This window comes from Pseudomonas sp. H1h (genome assembly GCF_000633255.1).
Taxonomy (GTDB): domain Bacteria; phylum Pseudomonadota; class Gammaproteobacteria; order Pseudomonadales; family Pseudomonadaceae; genus Aquipseudomonas.
Genome location: NZ_AYMJ01000019.1, coordinates 1 through 20,586, shown reverse-complemented (window position 1 = coordinate 20,586; position 20,586 = coordinate 1). Strand labels below are relative to the sequence as shown.

Annotated in this window: 20 protein-coding genes; 13 read left to right on the top strand and 7 right to left on the bottom strand. The window is 61.5% G+C overall.

From position 1 onward, the window contains the following. Window positions 1-6 precede the first annotated feature (6 nt). Window positions 7-609, bottom strand: coding sequence for a LysE/ArgO family amino acid transporter (locus U862_RS0117930; RefSeq protein ID WP_025111675.1), 603 nt, complete (start codon window positions 607-609; stop codon window positions 7-9). Between the two features lie 5 nt (window positions 610-614). Further along, window positions 615-1,016, bottom strand: a complete 402-nt coding sequence (locus tag U862_RS0117925; protein ID WP_025111674.1) for an ACT domain-containing protein — start codon at window positions 1,014-1,016, stop codon at window positions 615-617. Between the two features lie 96 nt (window positions 1,017-1,112). On the opposite strand from U862_RS0117925, the gene U862_RS0117920 reads away from it, so the two are divergent. The 4 genes from U862_RS0117920 to U862_RS0117905 all read left to right on the top strand — a co-directional run bounded on the left by U862_RS0117920 (window position 1,113) and on the right by U862_RS0117905 (window position 5,116). Then, complete coding sequence (locus U862_RS0117920; RefSeq protein ID WP_025111673.1) at window positions 1,113-2,000, top strand: LysR family transcriptional regulator ArgP; 888 nt, start codon at window positions 1,113-1,115, stop codon at window positions 1,998-2,000. Between the two features lie 108 nt (window positions 2,001-2,108). Continuing rightward, the gene (locus tag U862_RS0117915) at window positions 2,109-3,101 is read left to right on the top strand and encodes an NAD(P)-dependent oxidoreductase (RefSeq protein WP_025111672.1); all 993 of its coding nucleotides are present in this window, start codon (window positions 2,109-2,111) and stop codon (window positions 3,099-3,101) included. 115 nt (window positions 3,102-3,216) lie between these two features. Next, complete coding sequence (locus tag U862_RS0117910; protein ID WP_025111671.1) at window positions 3,217-4,071, top strand: ATPase; 855 nt, start codon at window positions 3,217-3,219, stop codon at window positions 4,069-4,071. Window positions 4,072-4,267: 196 nt separating this feature from the next. Continuing rightward, entirely contained in the window at window positions 4,268-5,116 is an 849-nt protein-coding gene (locus U862_RS0117905) for a cache domain-containing protein (protein ID WP_025111670.1), read from the top strand. Window positions 5,117-5,240: 124 nt separating this feature from the next. On the opposite strand, the gene U862_RS0117900 is transcribed toward U862_RS0117905, so the two are convergent. Both U862_RS0117900 and pobA read right to left on the bottom strand, forming a co-directional pair. Further along, window positions 5,241-6,758, bottom strand: coding sequence for an MDR family MFS transporter (locus U862_RS0117900; RefSeq protein ID WP_025111669.1), 1,518 nt, complete (start codon window positions 6,756-6,758; stop codon window positions 5,241-5,243). Between the two features lie 80 nt (window positions 6,759-6,838). Further along, window positions 6,839-8,032 carry a 4-hydroxybenzoate 3-monooxygenase gene (pobA, locus tag U862_RS0117895; protein ID WP_025111668.1) on the bottom strand — a complete coding sequence of 398 codons (1,194 nt, stop codon included), beginning with the start codon at window positions 8,030-8,032 and terminating at the stop codon, window positions 6,839-6,841. 177 nt (window positions 8,033-8,209) lie between these two features. Here pobA and U862_RS0117890 point away from each other — a divergent pair, with 177 nt between their 5' ends. Beyond that, the gene (locus U862_RS0117890) at window positions 8,210-9,094 is read left to right on the top strand and encodes a helix-turn-helix domain-containing protein (RefSeq protein WP_025111667.1); all 885 of its coding nucleotides are present in this window, start codon (window positions 8,210-8,212) and stop codon (window positions 9,092-9,094) included. Between the two features lie 74 nt (window positions 9,095-9,168). On the opposite strand, the gene U862_RS30915 is transcribed toward U862_RS0117890, so the two are convergent. Both U862_RS30915 and U862_RS0117880 read right to left on the bottom strand, forming a co-directional pair. Continuing rightward, window positions 9,169-9,345, bottom strand: a complete 177-nt coding sequence (locus U862_RS30915; RefSeq protein ID WP_007964044.1) for a hypothetical protein — start codon at window positions 9,343-9,345, stop codon at window positions 9,169-9,171. Between the two features lie 132 nt (window positions 9,346-9,477). Further along, window positions 9,478-10,383: a LysR family transcriptional regulator gene (locus U862_RS0117880; RefSeq protein WP_218187652.1), complete on the bottom strand. Its 906-nt coding sequence runs from the start codon at window positions 10,381-10,383 to the stop codon at window positions 9,478-9,480. 114 nt (window positions 10,384-10,497) lie between these two features. Here U862_RS0117880 and U862_RS0117875 point away from each other — a divergent pair, with 114 nt between their 5' ends. Together U862_RS0117875 and U862_RS0117870 are read left to right on the top strand one after the other, a co-directional pair. Beyond that, a complete protein-coding gene (locus U862_RS0117875) occupies window positions 10,498-11,376 on the top strand; it encodes an MBL fold metallo-hydrolase (protein WP_025111665.1) in 879 nt (292 codons plus the stop codon). A gap of 45 nt (window positions 11,377-11,421) precedes the next feature. Continuing rightward, window positions 11,422-12,036: an NAD(P)-dependent oxidoreductase gene (locus tag U862_RS0117870; protein WP_025111664.1), complete on the top strand. Its 615-nt coding sequence runs from the start codon at window positions 11,422-11,424 to the stop codon at window positions 12,034-12,036. A gap of 124 nt (window positions 12,037-12,160) precedes the next feature. On the opposite strand, the gene U862_RS0117865 is transcribed toward U862_RS0117870, so the two are convergent. Further along, complete coding sequence (locus tag U862_RS0117865; RefSeq protein ID WP_025111663.1) at window positions 12,161-13,042, bottom strand: LysR substrate-binding domain-containing protein; 882 nt, start codon at window positions 13,040-13,042, stop codon at window positions 12,161-12,163. Window positions 13,043-13,188: 146 nt separating this feature from the next. Here U862_RS0117865 and U862_RS0117860 point away from each other — a divergent pair, with 146 nt between their 5' ends. From U862_RS0117860 to U862_RS0117835, 6 genes are all read left to right on the top strand, one after another. After that, window positions 13,189-14,826: a 5-guanidino-2-oxopentanoate decarboxylase gene (locus U862_RS0117860; RefSeq protein WP_025111662.1), complete on the top strand. Its 1,638-nt coding sequence runs from the start codon at window positions 13,189-13,191 to the stop codon at window positions 14,824-14,826. Continuing rightward, complete coding sequence (locus tag U862_RS0117855; protein WP_025111661.1) at window positions 14,826-16,274, top strand: aldehyde dehydrogenase family protein; 1,449 nt, start codon at window positions 14,826-14,828, stop codon at window positions 16,272-16,274. The genes U862_RS0117860 and U862_RS0117855 overlap by 1 nt, the downstream gene beginning before the upstream one ends. Before the next feature lie 217 nt (window positions 16,275-16,491). Then, window positions 16,492-17,595, top strand: a complete 1,104-nt coding sequence (locus tag U862_RS0117850) for an ABC transporter substrate-binding protein (RefSeq protein WP_025111660.1) — start codon at window positions 16,492-16,494, stop codon at window positions 17,593-17,595. 169 nt (window positions 17,596-17,764) lie between these two features. Beyond that, window positions 17,765-18,673 carry an ABC transporter permease gene (locus tag U862_RS0117845; protein ID WP_025111659.1) on the top strand — a complete coding sequence of 303 codons (909 nt, stop codon included), beginning with the start codon at window positions 17,765-17,767 and terminating at the stop codon, window positions 18,671-18,673. Further along, window positions 18,670-19,518, top strand: coding sequence for an ABC transporter permease (locus tag U862_RS0117840; RefSeq protein ID WP_025111658.1), 849 nt, complete (start codon window positions 18,670-18,672; stop codon window positions 19,516-19,518). The genes U862_RS0117845 and U862_RS0117840 overlap by 4 nt, the downstream gene beginning before the upstream one ends. A gap of 13 nt (window positions 19,519-19,531) precedes the next feature. Further along, window positions 19,532-20,586, top strand: a 1,055-nt coding sequence (locus U862_RS0117835) for an ABC transporter ATP-binding protein (RefSeq protein ID WP_025111657.1), incomplete at its 3' end; no start/stop codon positions are given.

Genomic DNA, 20,586 nt, shown 5'->3' with positions numbered 1-20,586 from the left:
AATAAATCAGCTCGCCAATATCAATTGCCCCGCTACCGTGAACATCATCAGTGCGACCACCAGATCGAGAATCCGCCAGGTACTCGGCCGGGCCAGCCACGGTGCAAGCCATGCCGCGCCCAGCGCCAGGGTGAAAAACCACAACAGCGACGCACTCGCCGCGCCCACCACATAAGCCCCCGGCACCGATTGCTGCGCGCCGAGCGAGCCGATCAGCAACACGGTATCCAGATAAACGTGCGGGTTGAGCAGCGTCACCGCCAGCGCACTGAGCATCACCGCCCGCAGCGAACGCACGGTCTGATTTTCGCCCTGATCCAGACTCTGTTTCGTGCATGCACGGCGCAGCGCCTGGCTGCCGTACCAGATCAGAAAGACTGCACCGCCCCAGCGCGCCACTGCCAACAATGTCGGGTTCTGCGCAAGGATCGTCGCCAGACCAAACACTCCGGCCGCCACCAGCAGCGCATCGCAGGCCACGCACAGTGCCGCCACCGGCAGGTGGTGTTCGCGGCGCAGGCTCTGGGCCAGGACAAAGGCGTTCTGGGTGCCGATCGCCATGATCAGCCCGAACGCCACCAGCAAGCCGTTCACATAGCTTTGCCACATAAGGTTCACTCCGCGTTGGCTGCGAGATCGCGCAGCACGTGCATGGCACGTTCGGCGTCGGCCTGACCGACAAACAAATGATCGTGGTAGTAGCCGGCGATCACGTTGCAACTGATCCCGGCCTTGCCCAGTGCCGAGGCAAACGCGGCGGTAAGCCCGACTGCCTCCAGCGCCGAATGCACGTTCAGGGTGATCCACGCTGCCACGTAGTCGAAACTGAAACCGGCGCGTTCAGCGTTGGCGCGGTCCAGGATCACGGTCAGGCCTTCCTGTTCGCGAAAGCTGCCGACAATCTCCAGGCCGCTCGGCAACTGGCCGTCGCGCAGGGTGCAGAACACGTATTCGCCGGCGTTGAGCTGCGGGCTCATGCTGCGCAGCAAGGTCGTGAGTGAGGTTTCGCCAGCCATTGAAGTGATCCTTGATAAAGAGTGCTTGCTGGCTATTCTCCGGTTGAAAGCGGTATAAGAAAAACCAATAGTGCTGATCGCTCATTAGGAAAACTGATGTTCGACTACAAATTGCTTTCCGCTCTGGCCGCCGTGGTCGAGCAGGCCGGATTCGAACGCGCCGCGCAGGTGCTGGGCCTGTCGCAATCGGCGATCTCGCAGCGAATCAAACTGCTGGAGGCGCGGGTTGGCCAACCGGTGCTGGTACGTGGCACGCCACCGTCACCGACCGAGATCGGCCGGCGTTTGCTTAACCATGTGCAGCAGGTGCGCCTGCTTGAACGTGATTTGCAAACGCTGGTGCCGGCGCTGGATGAAGCAGGGCTGCCGGAACGCCTGCGCATCGCGCTTAATGCCGACAGCCTCGCCACCTGGTGGGCCGAGGCGGTGGGGGATTTCTGCGCCGCACAGCATCTGTTGCTTGATCTGGTGGTAGAAGACCAGACGGTTGGGCTCAAGCGCATGCGTGCCGGTGAAGTGGCCGCCTGCCTGTGCGCCAGTGAACGACCTGTCGCCGGTGCGCGCAGCGTGTTGCTCGGCGCAATGCGATACCGCGCGCTGGCCAGTCCGGCGTTCATCGAGCGGCATTTCCCCGACGGCGTACGTGCCGAGCAACTGCCACGCACCCCGGCGCTGGTGTTCGGCCCGGACGACTTCCTCCAGCATCGTTACCTCGCATCGCTCGGCGTCGATGGCGGATTCGAGCACCATTTGTGCCCGTCCTCCGAAGGTTTCATCCGCCTGACCGAGGCCGGCCTTGGCTGGGGGCTGGTGCCGGAACTGCAAGTGCGCGAGCAACTGCAACGCGGGGTGTTGCGTGAACTGTTGCCAGATAAACCGATCGATGTGCCGTTGTACTGGCATCATTGGCGCAATGGCGGTCAGTTGCTGGGGTTGCTGACCGAGCAATTGGTACGTTCTTCACCACAATGGCTGGTGGCTTGAAAGCAGCTGCGAGCGTCAAGCTGCAAGCGGCAAGTAAAGCGCTGCGCACCGTTTTAGACTTGCAGCTAGAGGCTTGATGCTCGCAGCTGCTTTTTGTTGGAGTTTTGCATGAAAATTCTGGTCACCGGCGCAAGCGGCTTCATTGGCGGACGCTTTGCGCGTTTCGCTCTGGAGCAGGGCCTGGACGTGCGGGTCAACGGTCGCCGGGCCGAAAGCGTCGAGCATCTGGTGCGCCGTGGTGCGGAGTTCGTCCCGGGCGACCTCACCGATGCGGATCTGGCGCGCGATCTCTGCGCCGACGTCGAAGCGGTGGTGCACTGCGCCGGTGCAGTCGGCTTGTGGGGGCGTTATCAGGACTTTCATCAGGGCAACGTGCAGGTCACCGAAAACGTCGTTGAAGCCTGCCTCAAGCAGCGCGTGCGACGGCTGGTGCACCTGTCGTCGCCGTCGATCTATTTCGATGGCCGCGATCACCTTGGCCTGACCGAAGAGCAAGTACCCAAGCGCTTCAAGCATCACTATGCCGCAACCAAGTATCTGGCTGAGCAGAAGGTCTTCGGCGCGCAGGAATTCGGTCTCGAAACCATTGCCCTGCGCCCGCGCTTCGTTACCGGCGCTGGCGACATGAGCATCTTTCCGCGTCTGCTCAATATGCAGCGCAAGGGGCGTCTGGCGATCATCGGCGACGGCCTGAACAAGGTCGATTTCACCAGCGTGCAGAACCTCAACGAAGCGCTGCTCGGCAGTCTGCTGGCGGCGGGTTCGGCGCTGGGCAAGGCCTACAACATCAGCAATGGCGCACCGGTGCCGTTGTGGGACGTGGTCAATTATGTGATGCGCAAAATGGATGTGCCGCAGGTCACCAAGTACCGCTCGTACGGCCTGGCCTACAGCGTTGCTGCGCTCAACGAAGGCGCCTGTAAACTCTGGCCGGGGCGTCCGGAACCTACGCTGTCGCGACTGGGCATGCAGGTCATGAAGAAAAATTTCACCCTCGACATCAGCCGCGCCCGGCATTATCTGGACTACGATCCGAAAGTCAGCCTGTGGTCGGCCCTCGATGAGTTCTGCAGTTGGTGGAAAGCTCAGGACATCCGCTGATACAAGTCGGCCGGCCGGCAATGAACCGCACTGCTGCTTGAGGGTCAATCCCTGCGGCTGCGGCAGTTATACTTCGCAGCATTTAGCCATCACTGCTTCCACAAAGGTTGCCTCAATGTCCATGCGTAACGATGCCAACGACGATTTCGACGATGTACCGAGCCTGCGGGCCGACACCTTTGACGACGATGACATTGCGCCCACCGCCCGCACGGCCGTGCACTCGCGCACGCCACCGGTGGTCAAGGTCAAGGCCGCAAGTACCGGGCCGCTGTGGGCACTGGTCGGCGCGTTGTTCTTCGCCTTCATCGGTCTGGCCTGGTGGAGCTTCCAGCAGATTTCGCTGATGGAGCAGCAGTTGGTCGCCACCCAGGAAAGCTTTGCGCGCATCAGCGAGGAAGCGGCGGGGCGCCTGCAGGACATTTCCGGCAAGGTAGTGGCGAGTCAGAGCAACGTCACCAGCGACAGCGAAGCGTTGAAGCTGCAGATCAAACAGCTGGAAGACAAGCTGGTGGATCAGAGCAAGCAGCAACAGGGCGTGGTCGGCCAGGCCAGCGATCTGGACAAGCGCCTGGCGCAGATGACCGCGCAGACCACTGAACAACAGAACGCCAACAGCCAGTTGCAGGCTCAGGTCAAAGCCTTGAGCGCCGAACTGGCGACCCTGAAAACTGCACCGGCCGACACTGGCAAGGTCGACGCGCAGCTCAAGAGCTATGACGCCCAGCTGAAAAGCCTGGGCGCTGATATCACCGCGCTGAAAAAGCAGGGCAATTCGAACGCGGCGATCGAGCGTCTGGAGCAGGAAATCGTGGTCCTCAAAAGCGAGCAGGACAACCGCCCGGCAACGCCACAGGGTGGCGGCAGCACCGCTGAGTTCGATGCGTTCCGTGGCCAGATGACCCGTAATCTCAACACCCTGCAAGCGCAGATCCAGAACCTGCAGCAACAGATCAACGCCCGGCCATAGGGCCTGAGTCAGCCACACCTGAGGTGGAAATATCTTCGTGGTAAAGATACCTCTGTGGTGAAGCTGTTTCTGTGGTGAGCGGGCAAGCCCCCTCGCTACAGACATCTGCTGCAATCTTTCGACATGCGCTGAATATCCATGCATCACCCCAAGCCGTCTACGCTCTTGAAACACCAACAAGAACGAGGGATGCGTTATGGGGTTTTTGCATAAAGTGGCGTGGCTCGGTGTGATGCTTCTGGTGGGGGCGGGGCAGGTCAGCGCCGCCACTGCGCAAAAGGACGACAGCAAGGCGGCCATCGCTTTGCTGGAAAAGGCCCTGGCCTATTACCACGACAACGGCGACAAGGCCTTCGCCGCGTTCAGCCGTCAGGGCGAGTTTGTCGACAAGGATCGCTACGTGTTCGTGCTCGACACCAAAGGCGTGATGCTTGCCAGTGGCGGGCCATCCTCTGCCTTGATCGGTCGCGATGTGAGCGAAGTGCTCGGGCCAGATCTGCAAAAGGCCTTCAAGGATGCGTTGCTGGTGCCCGAAGGCAACGGTATCCAGCAAGCCGAGTACCGCTGGCAGAATTGGGCGGACGGCAAGGTCGAGCGCAAGCATGTCTACTACCAGCGCATCGGCCAGCGGATCCTCGCGGTCGGCTATTACCTGCCGCGAGCTTCGGCGGAACAGGCCAAGGCGCTGCTTGATAAAGCCGCGACTGACCTGGGCAAGGACGAGAAGGGCACGTTGACGGCAATCAACTCGCTCAAGGGTGGTTATCTGCAGGATGACCTGTACGTGTTCGTGGTCGATCTGGATACCCGGCGCTACGTGGCCCACGGCACCAACCTGCGGCTGATCAACACTGATTTCAGCAAGATCAAGGACCCGGAAGGCAAACCGGTGGGCGAGCCGATTCTGGCGCTGATCGCCAAGCAGGATGACGGCGAATACGAATACCGCTGGAAAAACCCGGTGACCGGCAAGGTCGAGGACAAGCATGCCTACCTGAAGAAGGTCGGGCACTTTCTGGTGGCGGTGGGTTACTACAGCCCTTGAGTGAAACACTTTCCCCTGTGGGAGGGGGCTTGCTCCCGAATGCGGTGTGTCGTTCAACAGTCATGTCGACTGACACACCTTCATCGCGAGCAGGCTCACTCTTATAGGGATCGCAGTGTTGCTGCTATTTGGCGCCGTGCTCACGTCCGCGCAACAGCTTGTTCGGCATCGCGATCGCTGCCGCCAGCCCCAGCAACGACACTGCCGTGCTCACCCACAGCAAATGCCGGAACGTCACCGAAAGCTCTGCGCGCAAGGCGTTCTGCGCATCGCCCGGGGCCGCGTTCAAACCGTCGAGCAGTACGTTGCCCGAGTGCCCTTCGCTGATCAGTGAATTGCTCGCCAGATGGGCGAAACTCGAATCCTGCAACAAGGCCAGCAACAGCGCCGACATCAACGCCACCCCCACTGCGCCACCCAATGAGCGGAACAGGTTGGTGGTGCTGGTGGCGACGCCGATGTCGCGTTGTTCCACCGAGTTCTGCGTGCCTACCAGTGAAGTCGGGAACTGCATGCCGCCGGCAATACCGCTGAGCAACATGAACAGACTGCTGACCAGCGTTGCGTCGGGTGGGGTGAACGCCATGCCGAGAATCGAGATCGGCATCAGCATCGCGCCCGTCAGAATCTGCGGTTTGTAGCGCCCGGTCACCGAGGTCCGACGCCCGGCGAAATAGGCACCAATCGGCAGCCCCATCGCCAGCGGCAGCAAGTGCAACGCCGCCGCATCGGCGCCGGCACCGGTGACGCTCTGGAAGCGCAGCGGCATCAATACGATCAGTGATATCGCCTGGAAACTGGTGAAGAAAATCGTGCACCAGCACAGCAGCGCGTTGCGATTGGTGAACAGATGCATCGGCAGCAAAGGCTCACGCGCGCGGCGTTCATGCCAGACGAACACCGCCAGCACCAGCACGGCACAGGCGAACAATCCAAGCACTTCGCTGCTGCGCCAAGAATGGCCCTGGCCGACCTGAGTGATGCCCAGCAGCAACGCAGTCAGGCCGATGATCATCAGCAGGGTGCCGAGATAGTCGATGATCGGCTTGCGTTGCGGTATCGGCAGCCCACGCAGGTTGCGCCGCGCGACCCAATAGGCGCCAAGCCCCAGCGGCAGGTTGATCAGAAACACCCAGCGCCACGACAGGTATTCGGTCATGTAGCCACCGAGCACCGGCCCGGCGACGCTGGCCACCGCGTACATGCTGCTGAAGTAACCCTGATAACGGCCACGTTCGCGGGGCGGAACAATGTCGCCGATGATCGCCTGGCTGACCGAAATCATCCCGCCGGCACCAATGCCCTGGAGAATCCGCGCCAGCACCAGTTGTTCCATGCTTTGCGCCATGCCGCAAAACAGTGAGGCCAGGGTAAACAGGCCCATGCCGAACAGCATCAGTTTGCGCCGCCCGTACAAATCGCCGAGCTTGCCGTAGATCGGCACGGCCACGGTCATCGCCACCATGTACCCGGAAATTACCCAGGCCAGCAGGCTGACGTCTTTGAATTGTGCCGAGATGGCGGGCATCGAGACGGCGACGATGGTCTGGTCCAGCGCGCCAAGAAAGATCGCCAGCATCAGCGCGACCAGCACGCTGCGAATGGCCGGTTTGGGTGTTTCAGGCTGGTGAAGATTGGTCACGGGCGGAACCTGCGTGCAGTGAGGATCCCGCAGGTCGCAAGGCGAGCGGGAGATGCTCGCCAGTGTAAGTCGATAGCAGGCTATTCGATAGCCTCATACGGAAGTCCGACGTAATTTTCTGCAATGGTTTTTCGACCTGCTTCTGAACTGACAAAGTAGTCCAGTTCCGAGGCGCTGATCCGCTGGCTGAAATCGTCATGCTCGTCGAAGCGGTGCAGCATCGAGGTCATCCACCAGGAAAACCGCTCGGCTTTCCATACCCGGCGCAGGCAGATCTGCGAGTACTTCTCCAGCAGGTCGGTGCGGCCCTCGCGATAGACCTTCAGCAGAATATTGAACAGCGTACTGACATCACTGGCGGCCAGGTTCAGACCCTTGGCACCGGTGGGCGGAACAATGTGCGCGGCATCGCCGAGCAGAAACATCCGCCCGTACTGCATCGGCTCGACGACAAAACTGCGCAGCGGCGCGATGCTTTTTTCGATCGACGGGCCGATGACCAGTTTTTCGGCGAGCTCCACGGGCAAGCGTGTTTTGAGTTCATCCCAGAAGCGTTGATCGGACCAGTCTGCGACGTTTTCTTCGGCCGGCACTTGCAGGTAGTAACGGGTGCGCGTGGCCGAGCGCATGCTGCACAGGGCAAAGCCGCGTTCGTGGCGGGCGTAGACCAGTTCCTCATGCACCGGCGGGGTGTCGGCAAGAATCCCCAGCCAGCCGAACGGATAGACCCGTTCGAAAATCTTCAGGCAGTCCTCGGGAATCGACTGCCGGGCTACACCGTGAAAACCGTCGCAGCCGGCGATGTAATCGCAATCGACGCGCCAGGTTTCACCATCCTTTTCGAAGGTGACAAACGCTTCGTCGCTTTTCATGCCGTGAGGAACGACATGGCTCGCCTCGTAAATCGTCGGCGCACCGGCCTCCCGACGAGCGGCCATCAGGTCGCGAGTGACCTCGGTCTGACCGTAAACCATGACGGTTTTTCCCCCGGTCAAACCCTGCAGATCGATGTGGGCCAGACGCCCGTCCAATGCCAGATCGAAGCCGGTGTGCACCAACCCTTCAGCATCCATGCGCGCGCCCACTCCGGCCTGACGCAACAGCTCTACCATGCCTTGTTCAAGCACGCCGGCGCGAATTCGCCCGAGTACATAGTCGGGTGTCTGGCGTTCAAGAATCAGGGTGTCGATGCCAGCGTTGTGCAGCAACTGGCCGAGGAGCAATCCGGAGGGGCCGGCGCCAATGATGGCGACTTGGGTTTTCAGCGTTTTCATTGTTTTTATGACTCGCAAGCTTCACGCGGTATGAACCGGTGAATGATTTTTATGGATCGAGTGCTTGCATTTTTCCCTTGCGGGTCTGTCAATTGAAGGTGAAAACTGAGCCGATACCTGTACATTCTGCCAATCGGTGCGATTATCGCCCGCAACCTCGAGGCCTGGATTGAAGTGATGAACAAGCCTGACCTGCCTTCGATTCCGGTGTTCAAGCTCTACGGTGAAAGCCTGGACTGGCCGACCCCTGACTTGCTGCACTGTGAAACCATTTCCAAACGCAGCCGCGAACATCAATGGGAAATCAAACCCCACCGTCACGCCGATTTGTGCCAGTTACTCTTCGTTTTCAAAGGTCAGGCAGAGCTTGAAATCGAAGGTCAACGCACGCAGCTCAACGAACCCGCCATTCAAGTCCTGCCACCGTTGTCGGTGCATGGCTTTCGTTTTTCCGAGGACGTCGAAGGTTTTGTCGTCACCCTCGCCAATCCGTTGATCCACCACCTGCAGGCGCAACTGGGCAATTCGGTGCACGCCCTGGCCCAGGCCGAGCACTACCCGGCGGGCAAGGATGCGCAGTACCTGAACAGTCTGTTTTCTGCGTTGCAAGCCGAGTACAACGGCCATCAACCCGCGCGGGAAATGCTCATGCATTCGCTGGTCAGCGTGATCATGGTCTGGGTCAGCCGTCAGGCGCTCGTGCGCCACAATGCCAGCCAGCGGCCGCAACGCCAGCGCGAATACCTCAACGGTTTCATTCAATTGGTGGAAGAGACGTACCGCCAGCATGTGAAGGTCGAAGACCTCGCTCATCGCCTCGGTATCTCGGTCTCGCACCTCAACGGTACTTGCCGGGAACTGGCAGGGCAGCCAGCGCTGCAGATAATGCACGAACGCCAGTTACTGGAAGCCAAACGTTTGCTGACGTACACCAGCATGACCATTTACGAGATGTCGGAGCTGTTGGGGTTTTCCGATCCGACCAACTTCACGCGCCTGTTCCGGCGCCGGGTGGGGATTTCGCCAAAGGCGTTTCGTGACCGGCTGAAGGCCGATCAGTGATCGTGTAAACGCTGCAAAGTCCTGTGGGAGCGAGCAGGCTCGCTCCCACAGGTTCGCATTCCAGCCAAGGTCGATCAGCGCAACGCATTGAGCGTCGCATTGTGCGGAATGCAGCGCTCGAAATTGCAGCTCGCATACTCGCGGGGCAGCTGTCGCAGTTGCTCGACCCGCCAGGCCGCAGTGCCGTACAGCGCCAGTGTGGCGGCGCAGGTGATGAAAATCGCGAAGTACCTTCTTGTTCTGATGTTCATGGCGTGGACCTCTGAACGCATACCCTGCGGTATTACTTTCAGCATAGGTCAGCGGCACAGAGTTTCCAGCCACGGCGCCCGCGTAGGTGCCATCCCATTCAGAATACGGATAACACCCTGGGGGAATCGGATTTACAGGCCCATATCCCATTCGGGATTTTCCGGGAATCGTTCGACGAGAAAATCCAGCATGCTGCGCAGCGCCGCCGGCATGTGTTTGCGCGAGGCGTACACCGCGTAGATGTTCATCTGCCGCGGCTCGGCGTCGGGCAACAGGCGCACCAGTTCACCGGCATGCACGTGCACCCCGGCCTGATAGGTCGGCAGCATCGCCACGCCTGCACCGGCCAGCGTGGCGCGCAACAGGGTGCTGGCCTCGTTGGCGCTGATGTTGCCTTGCACCGGCACCGACACCGGTTCGCCGTGCTCTTCGAAATGCCACAGGCTCTTGCCGAAATACGAGTGGGTCAGGCAATTGTGCCGGCTCAGGTCCTCGACCCGTTGTGGTGGCGGATTGTCCCGCAGGTAGGCGGGCGCAGCGCAGACCAGCGATCGGCATACTGTCAGGCGCCGGGCGATCAGGTTCGGGTCCAGGTCATTGCTGGTGCGGATCGCCAGATCGATGCGCTCATCCACCAGGTTCACCGTGCGGTCGAGCATCTGCATGTCGATGCTGACCCCGGGGTAGCGCTTGACGTACGCCGCCATGGCATCGGCCAGTTGCGCCTGGCCGAACGAGGTACTGACGCTGATGCGCAGCAGCCCGCGCGGTGCGTCGTGGGGTTCGCTGACCGCCGCCTGCATGTCGCTGGAGAGTTCGAGCATCTGCCGGCAGCGCGGCAGGATCTCGCTGCCAGCGGCCGTCAGGCTCAACTTGCGTGTGGTGCGGTGCATCAGGCGCGCGCCGACCCAGTCCTCCAGCTCCGCCAGATAGCGCGACACCACCGGTCGCGACAGGTCCAGATGATCGGCCGCGGCCGACTGGCTGCCGAGGTCGACTACCGTGACAAACACCCGCATTGCTTGAAGACGATCCATGATTTGCCCGCTTTCAGAAACAAACTATGTTCAAGCATCGCATTTTTTGTACCGAGTCAGGCAACTAAGCTCTGTCCCATCGCCAAACACGGCATTCAGACAACGGAGCAACAGATGATCGGCTTCACTACCCTCAAGCGCGTTTTGCTGGCCACCGCCACCCTCGGTTTCGCGGCCCACGCCGCTGCCGCCAACCTGAGCCTGGATGTCTACAACCCTGGCACCCAGGCGATTTTTCCGGTGACCTCGGTGTTGGTCAGCGGCGAGAAAGACGCGATTCTGGTCGATGCCCAATTCGGCAAGGCCCAAGCCGAGCAGGTGGTGGAAAAGATCCGCGCCAGCGGCAAACACCTGACCACCATTTACATCAGCCATGGTGACCCGGATTACTACTTCGGCCTCGACACCCTGACCAAAGCCTTCCCGGATGCCGAAGTGCTGGCCTCGCAACCGACCGTGGACCACATCAACAAAACCGTCGAAGGCAAGCTCGCTTTCTGGGGCCCGAAAATGGGCGCCGACGTGCCGGCCAAAACCATCGTGCCGGGCGTGCTCAAGGGCGACAGCCTGATGCTCGAAGGGCAGAAACTGCAGGTGGTGGGTCTTGAAGGCAAACAACCGGATCGCAGCTTCGTGTGGATTCCGTCGCTCAAGGCCGTGGTCGGTGGCGTCGTGGTGGCCGAGAACATCCATGTGTGGATGGCTGATACCCAGACCGCGCAATCCCACGCCGACTGGTTGGAAACCCTGCACTCGATCGAAACCCTGAAGCCGAAAACCGTGGTGCCGGGTCACTACCTGGGCGAGAGCAGCCGTTCACTGGCCAGCGTGAAGTTCACCGCCGACTACATTAAGGCTTTCGACGCCGAAACCGCCAAGGCCAAGGATTCCGCCGCACTGATCAAAGCCATGCACAAGCGCTACCCGAAACTTGGCGAAGAAAGCTCGCTGGAGCTGAGCGCCAAAGTCGCCAAGGGCGAAATGCAGTGGTAAGCCGATTCTGAAAACGCAGCACTCTCAAGCCAACTGGAGAATGTCATGAGCAAGATCGCAATTATTGGTGCCACCGGCCGTGCCGGTAGCCAACTGCTGGAAGAAGCCCTGCGTCGCGGCCATAGCGTGACCGCTATCGCCCGTGATACCTCGAAGATCGGCGCGCGTGCCGGTGTGGTCAGCAAGAATGTCGATGTGCTGGATTCGGCAGCGCTGCAAGCTGCAGTCGCCGGTCACGACGTGGTGATCAGCGCCGCGCATTTCGCCACCGTGCCCGCCAGTGCTGTGGTCGGGCCGGTGAAGCAGGCGGGCGTGAAGCGTCTGTTGGTGGTCGGCGGTGCCGGTTCGCTGTTGCTGCCGGACGACACCCGCGTGATCGACAGCGCAGGATTCCCGGCCGAGTACAAAACCGAGGCCAGCGCTGGCGCGGCATTCCTCGATGCGTTGCGTCAGGAGAAGGATCTTGACTGGACCTTTCTGTCGCCGTCGGCAGAGTTTGTCGAAGGTGAGCGCACCGGCACCTTTCGTGTCGGCAAGGATCACTTGCTGGTGAGTGCCGCAGGGCGCAGCTGGATCACTTTCGCCGATTACGCGATTGCGCTGATCGACGAAGTGGAAACGCCGAAGCATTCGCGTCAGCGGTTTACTGTCGGGTATTAAGCAACGACGCAGAACAAATGTGGGAGCGGGCTTGCTCGCGAAGAGGGAGTGTCAGTCGACCTCAACGGTGAATGACACACCGTATTCGCGAGCAAGCCCGCTCCCACAGGTTTTTTTGGGTGTTTCAGCGGGTATGCGCCTGCTCCACCAGCCAGATCATCAGTTCCTCCAGCTGCGGCGAGGCTTCCACGCCCTGCGGCATCACCACGTAGTACCCCAGTCCTGTCTTCACCTTCAACTCAAACGGCATCACCAGCCGCCCGGCGCGCAGGTCATCGCCGATCAACGACCAGTCGCCAATCGCCACCCCCGTCCCGTGGGACGCCATCGACATCGCCTGATCCAGTGTTTCGAAATGCTGGCCCATGTTGACGTTGCTCAACTGCAGTTCGGCGGCGGTCAGCCACACGGTCCAGTCCTGGGTATCGCGGGTCGGATGCAACAGCAGATGCTGTTGCAGATCAGCCGGCTCGGACAGCGCCGGCGGCCCCTTCAATAACGTTGGCGAACACACCGGAGTCAGTTGCTCGTCAAACAGGTGCAGCGCAGTCGACGAGTTGGCCGGCGACGTGCCGTAGACCACGGCGGCATCGAATTGCTCGCGCTGAAAATCCACCCCGTGAGCCAGGGTGGTGGTCAGTTTGACCGGCACGTCCGGGCGTTCCTTCTGCCATTGCAGCAGGCGCGGCACCAGCCAGCGCATCACACAGCTGGGTGCCTTGAGCTGCAGGGTTTCGCGCTTCAGACCAATCTGCTCGGTCGCTTCGCTGATCAGGCCGAAGATTTTTTCCACCCGTGGCAGCCATTCACGCCCTTCGGCGGTCAGCTCCAGGCCTCGGGCCAGACGGATGAACAGCTCATACCCCAGATGATCCTCCAGCCCGGCGATCTGCCGGCTCACCGCACCCTGAGTGATGTGCAACTGCTCGGCTGCCCGAGTGAAGTTGCAGCACTGCGCGGTGATCAGAAACGTGTGCAGGGCGGGCAGGGGAGGCAGTCGTTTCATGTGGATCCAAGGTATGACGTGAGGACATGGCTAGTATGACTTTTAATCGATTGTTGCCGCTACCTGCCACCCGTTCAATGAGCCCATTCCACGGCCCGCTTCCACCAAGGGCTCTGTGTTTCAACCGAATATAAAGGGCAATCGACATGGCGACGTGTGGCGAAGTACTGGTCAAGTTACTCGAGGATTATGGGGTCGAGCAGGTGTTCGGCATTCCCGGCGTGCACACCGTGGAGCTGTATCGCGGGCTGGCCCGTTCGAGCATCAACCACGTCACTCCACGGCATGAACAGGGCGCCGGTTTCATGGCCGATGGCTATGCGCGCACCAGCGGCAAACCCGGAGTGTGCTTCATCATTACCGGTCCGGGCATGACCAACATCACCACCGCGATGGGCCAGGCGTATGCCGACTCGATCCCGATGCTGGTGATCTCCAGCGTACAGACGCGCAGCCAATTGGGCGGCGGTCGCGGCAAGCTCCACGAGCTGCCGAACCAGAGTGCACTGGTCGGTGGCGTCGCTGCGTTCTCCCACACCCTGATGTCGGCGGCGGAATTGCCGGGCGTGCTGGCCCGGGCTTTCGCGCTGTTCCAGGCCGGGCGTCCGCGTCCGGTGCACATCGAAATTCCACTGGATGTTTTGGTGGAAGAAGCCGATGCGCTGCTCGCCAGTGTTGCGGTGAATATCGACCGCGCCGGGGCTGCGCCGGTGGCCGTACGGCGCATGACTGAACTGCTGGCCGGCGCCCAGCGTCCGCTGATCCTTGCCGGTGGCGGTGCCATCGATGCCGCCGCCGAACTCACCGAACTGGCCGAGCTGCTCGGCGCTCCGGTGGCGCTGACCATCAACGCCAAAGGCATGCTGCCCTCCAGCCATCCGCTGCTGATCGGCTCGACGCAAAGCCTGGTCGCGACCCGCGCACTGGTGGCCGATGCCGACGTGGTGCTGGCGATCGGCACCGAGCTGGGCGAAACCGATTACGACGTGACCTTCGCCGGCGGTTTCGAGATTCCCGGCAAGTTGCTGCGCATCGACATCGACGCCGATCAGACCGTGCGCAACTATCCGCCGCACGTGGCGTTGGTCGCCGACTCGCGCAACGCCGCGCAGGCACTGCTCAGCGCGTTGTCGCATCAAGCGCTGGCCGAGCGTCGCAACGATTGGGGGCAGGTACGGGCGGCGCGTTTGCGTGATGATCTGGCCGCGACGTGGGATGCGCCGACACTGGCCCAGACGCGTTTCCTCGAAACCGTCCTGCACGAGTTGCCGGATGCAGTGTTCGTCGGCGACTCCACGCAACCGGTGTACACCGGCAATCTGACGTTCAATCCAGAACGTCCGCGCCGCTGGTTCAACTCCTCGACCGGTTACGGCACCCTCGGTTACGCCTTGCCGGCGGCAATCGGCGCATGGCTCGGCGGCAGCCTTGAGGGCGGCGTTCGCCCGCCCGTGGTGTGCCTGATCGGCGATGGCGGTCTGCAATTCACCTTGCCGGAACTGGCCAGCGCCGTCGAAGCGCGCACCCCGGTGATTATCCTGCTGTGGAATAACCAGGGTTACGAGGAGATCAAGAAGTACATGGTCAACCGTGCCATCGAGCCAGTCGGCGTCGACATCTACACCCCGGACTTCATTGGCGTCGCCAAGGCCCTGGGCTGCGCTGCCGAAGCGATCAGTTCGGTTGAGCAATTGCGCGGCGCACTGCGTGCCGCAACCGATCGTCAGGGCCCGACCCTGATCGAAATCGACCAGACCCAGTGGATGCAGGCGGTGGCCCAATGATCAATTTCCCAACCACACTCGACGGCCTGTACATCAACGGTCAATGGTCGGCCGGTCGCGAGCATCTGCGGGTGATCAACCCGGCCACCGAAGCGCTGCTGACCACGGTCAATGGCGGTGATGAGCACGCGGTCGACCAGGCCGTGAGCGCTGCCACTGCGGCGTTCAAGGACTGGTCGCAAACCACCGGTGCCGAGCGCGGCGCAATCCTGCGCAACATCGCCAACGGCGTACGCAACGGTCGTGATCACTTGATGCAGTTGCAGTCGAGCAACAACGGCAAACCGCAATTCGAAGCGGCCATCGACGTCGACGACGTGATCGCTACCTTCGAGTACTACGCCGAGTTGGCCGAAGGTCTCGACGCCAGACAGGACAGCAACGTGGCGCTGCCCAGCGACGATTTCAGCGCACGTCTGCGCCGCGAACCGTGCGGTGTGGTGGGGCTGATCGTGCCGTGGAATTTCCCGATGGTCACCACCGCATGGAAACTTGCACCGGCGCTGGCTGCCGGCTGCTGCGTGGTGCTCAAACCGTCGGAAGTCACGCCGCTGCCGGAGCTGGAACTGGCGGCGATCATCGCTGAATCCGGCCTGCCCAAAGGCGTGTTCAACCTGGTCTGCGGCACCGGCCTGGCGGTCGGTGCACCGCTCTCGGCTGACCCGCGTATCGCCAGGATTTCCTTCACCGGCAGCAACGCCGTCGGCGTGCAGGTGATGCAGCGCGCCGCGGAAACCGTGAAAGGCGTGAGCCTGGAACTGGGCGGCAAATCTTCGCTGCTGGTGCTGGCCGATGCCGATCTGGAACTGGCCGTGGAGCTGGCTTGCGGCGGCGGTTTTTTCAACGCCGGGCAGATGTGCTCGGCCACCAGTCGGGTGCTGGTCGCCGATGAGCTGGCCGAAGAGTTTCTTGAACGCCTGAAAAAACGTGCGCAAGCGATTCGCGTGGCTGACCCGTTCGACCCTGAGGTGGAGATGGGCGCGCTGGTGAATCAGGCGCAATACCAGCGCGTGCTTGGCCACATCGACCGAGGCTTGAGTGCCGGGGCCAGGCTGCTGTGCGGCGGCAATCGTCCGGCGGATCTGCCGCGAGGATATTTTTTGCAGCCGACCGTGTTCACCGACGTGCCCCTCGACAGTGCGCTGTGGTGCGAAGAGATTTTCGGCCCGGTGCTGTGCGTGCGCAGTTTCAGCAGCGAAGCCGAGGCGATTGCCTTGGCTAACGACAGTCAGTTCGGGCTGGTTGCCAGTGTGGTGACGCGTAACGCCGAGACCGCCGATCGGGTCGCCAATGCCCTGCAGGCGGGACTTGTGTGGCTCAACGCGCCGCAAGTGATTTTTCCGCAGACGGCGTGGGGCGGTTACAAGCAGAGCAGCATTGGCCGCGAATTGGGGCCGTGGGGTCTGTCCGCGTTCCAGGAAATCAAACACGTGATCCGGGCGCTCTGAACGCCCGAAAAAGGTGAGCGCATGCCTCGCAACGAGGCATGCGTCGGTGTCATGGCTTCGATGAGTTTTTATCGATAGTCAGGTGTATTGCACGACCTCAGGATGAACTCGTCGGCTGCGCTGCAGGCCTTTTAAAACAAGGCCTTCAGCGGATCCGGCCGCGCGGATGCAACGGTTGCGACCAACCTCATACTTAAAAGAACAAAGGGAGTCCTTCATGGGCGAGCATGATCTGAACAGGCGTCAATTCATTAAAACCGTCGGCGTCGCCTCGGTAGCGGCGGCGGCCCTGAGCATGCCCTTCATCCGGGCCAGTGCCAGCGACACGCGTTTTGCCGGCAAGACCCTGCGTTTACTGACCTGGTCGGATGACACCGGCCTCGCCGCACTGCGCAACATTGCCGCCACGTTCGAAGCCAAGACCGGCGCGAAGGTCATCGCCGACCGCACCGGCAGCACTTCGGAAATGGTCGCCAAACTCAAGGCCGGCGGTGACCGTGCGCAGTACGACATCATCACTCTGGCCGGGGTCGGTGCCGAAGGCCTGGCCGCCGCCGGGCTGCTGGAAAAACCCGACCTCAACCGCATTCCCAACCTGATCGACGTACCGGAAAAGTACCGCACCGGGGCTAACGGCCACGGCATCGGTTACCTGCTGTGGTGCAACAGCCTGGTCTACAGCACCCGCACCCTCAAACAGGCGCCGGACAGTTACGCCGCGTTGTGGGACGCCGATCTGGCACCGAATATTTTCCTGCCGCCGCCGAACTGGACCGAGGCCATGGACCTGATCATCATCGCCGCGAAACTGGCGGGCGGTGACGAACACAACATCGAACCGGGCTTCAAGAAACTCGCCGAGCTGAAGGATCGTGTGGTCACCCTGGGCGAAAACCCGAACCAGATTGCCGAGCTGTTCCGCACCGGCTCGCTGGACATGGGCGGCTTGTACGCACCGGCATTCTTCCCCAAGCAGATCCGCGATCCGAACTACGGCCTCGGTGCCACGTTCGGCATGAAGGAAGGTTTCTACACCGACCTGATGCTCTCGGTGATGCCGAAGAACCGTCCGGGCGACACCGATCTGGCCTACGCCTTCATCGACCACTCTCTCGACCCGCTGGTGCAGGGCAAGATGGCCGAAGACATCTTCAACGGCCCGGTCAACGCCAAGGCGATCATCTCCGCCGAAGCACGCAAGAGCCCGTACATCCTCACGCCGGAGCAGATTGCCGAGAAGGCGATCATGCACGACAACGCCTTCCTGGCCACCGTGCATGACCAATGGATTCGTCGTTACACGGAAATTTTTTCTTCCTGACGCCGACCCTCCAGACACCACAGATCCCCTGTGGGAGCGGGCTTGCTCGCGAATGCAATCTGTCAGTCGCCAAAGTGTTTGACTGATCCACCGCTTTCGCGAGCAAGCCTGCTCCCACAGGAGACTGAGGTGTTTGGGAGATTCGCTTTCCATTGACGAGATCATTGCTATGGAACATCAATCCCTGACCCAACCGGTCGGCGCCGCTGACGTGCGCCCGGCGCGCGGTATTTCGCCGACCGCCCGGGCGTGGTTTTTCCTCACGCCGTCGATGCTGTTTCTCGGTGTGCTGATCGCCGCCAGTCTGCTGGTGCTGCGCATGAGTGTCGGCACCAAAGGCGCGGAGTGGAGCGGGTTCAGCCTCGCCAGCTACGCGCAATTGCTGGAACCCTATTACCTCAAGTCGCTGCTGCTGACCCTGCGCCTGGCGTTGATCAGTGCGGTGATCGCCGTGCTGCTGGCGATCCCGGTGGCGTACACCATGTCGCGGCTGACCTCGCCGTTCGTGCGGCGGATTTTCCTCGCGGCGGTGTTATTGCCGTTGCTGGTCAACCTGCTGCTGCAAAGCTATGGCTGGCTGGTGATTCTCGGCCCGGGCGGGATGCTCAACCAGACGCTGATGGGCCTGGGCCTGATCAAGCGTCCGATCATGTTGCTGTACAACCAGAACGGCGTGCTGATGGGCCTGGTGCAAACCGCATTTCCGCTGGCCGTGCTGCCGATTGCCAGCGCCATGCGCGGCGTCGCCCGCACTTACGAAGAGGCCGCCGCAACGCTGGGCGCCAGTCGTTTTCAGGTGTTCCGTCAGGTGGTGTTGCCGATGAGTCTGCCGGGGATCATTACCGGGGCGACGCTGGTGTTCGCCTACAACGCCAGCAGTTTTGTCGTGCCGTTGCTGCTCGGTGGCCGCCGTGTGCCGATGCTCGCGGTGATGGTGCATGACCAGATTGCGCCGCTGATGAACTGGCCCGCCGCGTCGGCGGCCGGGGTGGTGCTGATCGTCACCACGCTGGCGATCATGACCCTGTCCGAATACATCACTGGCCGTCGTCGGCGCCTGCTGGAGGCTTCGCAATGAGTACCCTGACCAAGAAGCGCATGGCGCTGTTGCCCGGCGACACCGGCAAGTTCGCCGGGATTCTTTCCGGGTTCATTCTGCTGCTGGCGGTGTTGCCGATCCTGACCATGATCGTGATGTCGTTCAGCGGTGCGTCGAACCTCGACTTCCCGCCGAGCAGCTACAGCCTGCAATGGTACAAAGCGGCCTGGCACACCTTCGTTTCACCGGACGCCAGCGATGTGCTGAGCCTCGGTCAGGCGATGGCCACCAGCCTGCTGGTGTCGTGCCTGACTATGGTCTTCGCCACGCTGATCGCGGTGCCCGCCGCCTACGCACTGACCCGCTGCGAGTTCCGCGGCAAAGCCGTGGCGCTGCAACTGATGTCACTGCCGCTGGTGTTTCCGATGGTGGTGTTGGGCCTGGCGTTGTTGCTGGTGTTCGACAGTCTGCCGTTCCACCTGACCACCTCGCGGCTGGTGATTGCCCACGTGATTCTGGCGCTGCCGTTCGTGGTGAAAAACTGCACCGCCGCGATGCTCTCCATCGGCAGTGAAGTCGAAGAGGCCGCGCGGATGCTCGGCGCCTCGCCGCTGCGGGCGATTGTCGACGTGGTGGTGCCGTTGATGAAGTCGGGGATTCTGGCGGGGATGCTGCTGGCATTCATCGTCTCGTTCAACGAATTCACCGTGACCTATTTCCTCTACACCATCGACGTCATGACCGTGCCGATCTGGATGTACAGCCGCACCGTGTCATCGCTCGACCCTACCGTGTTCTCGTTTGCCGTGCTGATCGTGCTGATCGACTTCGTCCTGATCTGGGCGCTGGAGAAACTGGTGGGCGAGGGCGGCGTTTCCTTTTGATTTGAGGTGCAACATGACTGGTCTGATTCTGGAAAACGTCGAGAAATTCTACGGCTCGGCTTGTGCGGTACAAGACGTCAACCTGCATTTGCCGGAAGGCAAACTGGTGTGTTTTCTCGGCCCGTCGGGCTGTGGCAAAACCACCTTGCTGCGGATGATCGCCGGGCTGGAAACCCTCACTGGCGGCGAGATTCGCCTCGATGGCGAGAACATCGGCCACACCCCGGCGCACTTGCGTAACTTCGGCATGGTGTTCCAGTCGCTGGCACTGTTCCCGCACATGACCGTCGGCGAAAACATTGCCTATCCGCTGAAGCTGCGCGGTGTGAGCAAGGCCGAGCAGCAGGCGCGGGTGGTGGAACTGCTGGAGTTGATCCAGTTGCAAGCGATGATCGACCGGCCGGTGGCCAAGCTTTCCGGAGGGCAACGGCAACGTGTGGCGATTGCCCGGGCCATCGCCTCGCGGCCGAAAATTCTTCTGCTCGACGAACCGCTGTCGGCACTGGACGCCAAGCTGCGCGAGTCGATGCAGGTGGAAATCCGCCAACTGCAACAGCGCTTGAACATCACCACGATCATGGTTACCCACGACCAGCGCGAAGCCATGACCATGGCCGACATCGTTGTGGTGTTGGGTGAGCACAAGGTGCAGCAGGTGGGCACGCCGATTGAAATCTACCGGCATCCGGCCAACGAGTTCGTTGCCGACTTCATCGGCTCGGGCAATATTTTCCCGGCCACGGCGCTGGGCGATGGCAAGGTCAGCCTGCCGGGCGGTGACGCGCTGCAAGTGCCGATCTGCAGCAGCATCGTGGTGGGGCAGAAGGTGAAAATGCTGATTCGCCCCGAAGACCTGCAACTGTCCGCGCCACAGGCGACGGCGGGCAATCGCTTGCTGGGCAAGGTGACGTTCGTGCGCGATATCGGCGCGACCATCGAGACCACGGTGGAGTGTTCCGGGGTGACGTTCACTGCGTTGAGCACGCCGTGTCAGGGGATTGGATTGGGGATCGGGCATCCGGTGTCGGTGACGTTGCCGGCGGAGGCATGTCGGGTGTTGGGGGCTTG

What these genes read in the sequence shown, in the direction of transcription:
- U862_RS0117930 (WP_025111675.1), bottom strand. Translation starts at nt 609, where the DNA reads ATGTGGCAAAGCTATGTGAACGGCTTGCTGGTGGCGTTCGGGCTGATC.
- U862_RS0117925 (WP_025111674.1), bottom strand. Translation starts at nt 1,016, where the DNA reads ATGGCTGGCGAAACCTCACTCACGACCTTGCTGCGCAGCATGAGCCCG.
- U862_RS0117920 (WP_025111673.1), top strand. Translation starts at nt 1,113, where the DNA reads ATGTTCGACTACAAATTGCTTTCCGCTCTGGCCGCCGTGGTCGAGCAG.
- U862_RS0117915 (WP_025111672.1), top strand. Translation starts at nt 2,109, where the DNA reads ATGAAAATTCTGGTCACCGGCGCAAGCGGCTTCATTGGCGGACGCTTT.
- U862_RS0117910 (WP_025111671.1), top strand. Translation starts at nt 3,217, where the DNA reads ATGTCCATGCGTAACGATGCCAACGACGATTTCGACGATGTACCGAGC.
- U862_RS0117905 (WP_025111670.1), top strand. Translation starts at nt 4,268, where the DNA reads ATGGGGTTTTTGCATAAAGTGGCGTGGCTCGGTGTGATGCTTCTGGTG.
- pobA (WP_025111668.1), bottom strand. Translation starts at nt 8,032, where the DNA reads ATGAAAACGCTGAAAACCCAAGTCGCCATCATTGGCGCCGGCCCCTCC.
- U862_RS0117890 (WP_025111667.1), top strand. Translation starts at nt 8,210, where the DNA reads ATGAACAAGCCTGACCTGCCTTCGATTCCGGTGTTCAAGCTCTACGGT.
- U862_RS30915 (WP_007964044.1), bottom strand. Translation starts at nt 9,345, where the DNA reads ATGAACATCAGAACAAGAAGGTACTTCGCGATTTTCATCACCTGCGCC.
- U862_RS0117880 (WP_218187652.1), bottom strand. Translation starts at nt 10,383, where the DNA reads ATGGATCGTCTTCAAGCAATGCGGGTGTTTGTCACGGTAGTCGACCTC.
- U862_RS0117875 (WP_025111665.1), top strand. Translation starts at nt 10,498, where the DNA reads ATGATCGGCTTCACTACCCTCAAGCGCGTTTTGCTGGCCACCGCCACC.
- U862_RS0117870 (WP_025111664.1), top strand. Translation starts at nt 11,422, where the DNA reads ATGAGCAAGATCGCAATTATTGGTGCCACCGGCCGTGCCGGTAGCCAA.
- U862_RS0117865 (WP_025111663.1), bottom strand. Translation starts at nt 13,042, where the DNA reads ATGAAACGACTGCCTCCCCTGCCCGCCCTGCACACGTTTCTGATCACC.
- U862_RS0117860 (WP_025111662.1), top strand. Translation starts at nt 13,189, where the DNA reads ATGGCGACGTGTGGCGAAGTACTGGTCAAGTTACTCGAGGATTATGGG.
- U862_RS0117850 (WP_025111660.1), top strand. Translation starts at nt 16,492, where the DNA reads ATGGGCGAGCATGATCTGAACAGGCGTCAATTCATTAAAACCGTCGGC.
- U862_RS0117845 (WP_025111659.1), top strand. Translation starts at nt 17,765, where the DNA reads ATGGAACATCAATCCCTGACCCAACCGGTCGGCGCCGCTGACGTGCGC.
- U862_RS0117840 (WP_025111658.1), top strand. Translation starts at nt 18,670, where the DNA reads ATGAGTACCCTGACCAAGAAGCGCATGGCGCTGTTGCCCGGCGACACC.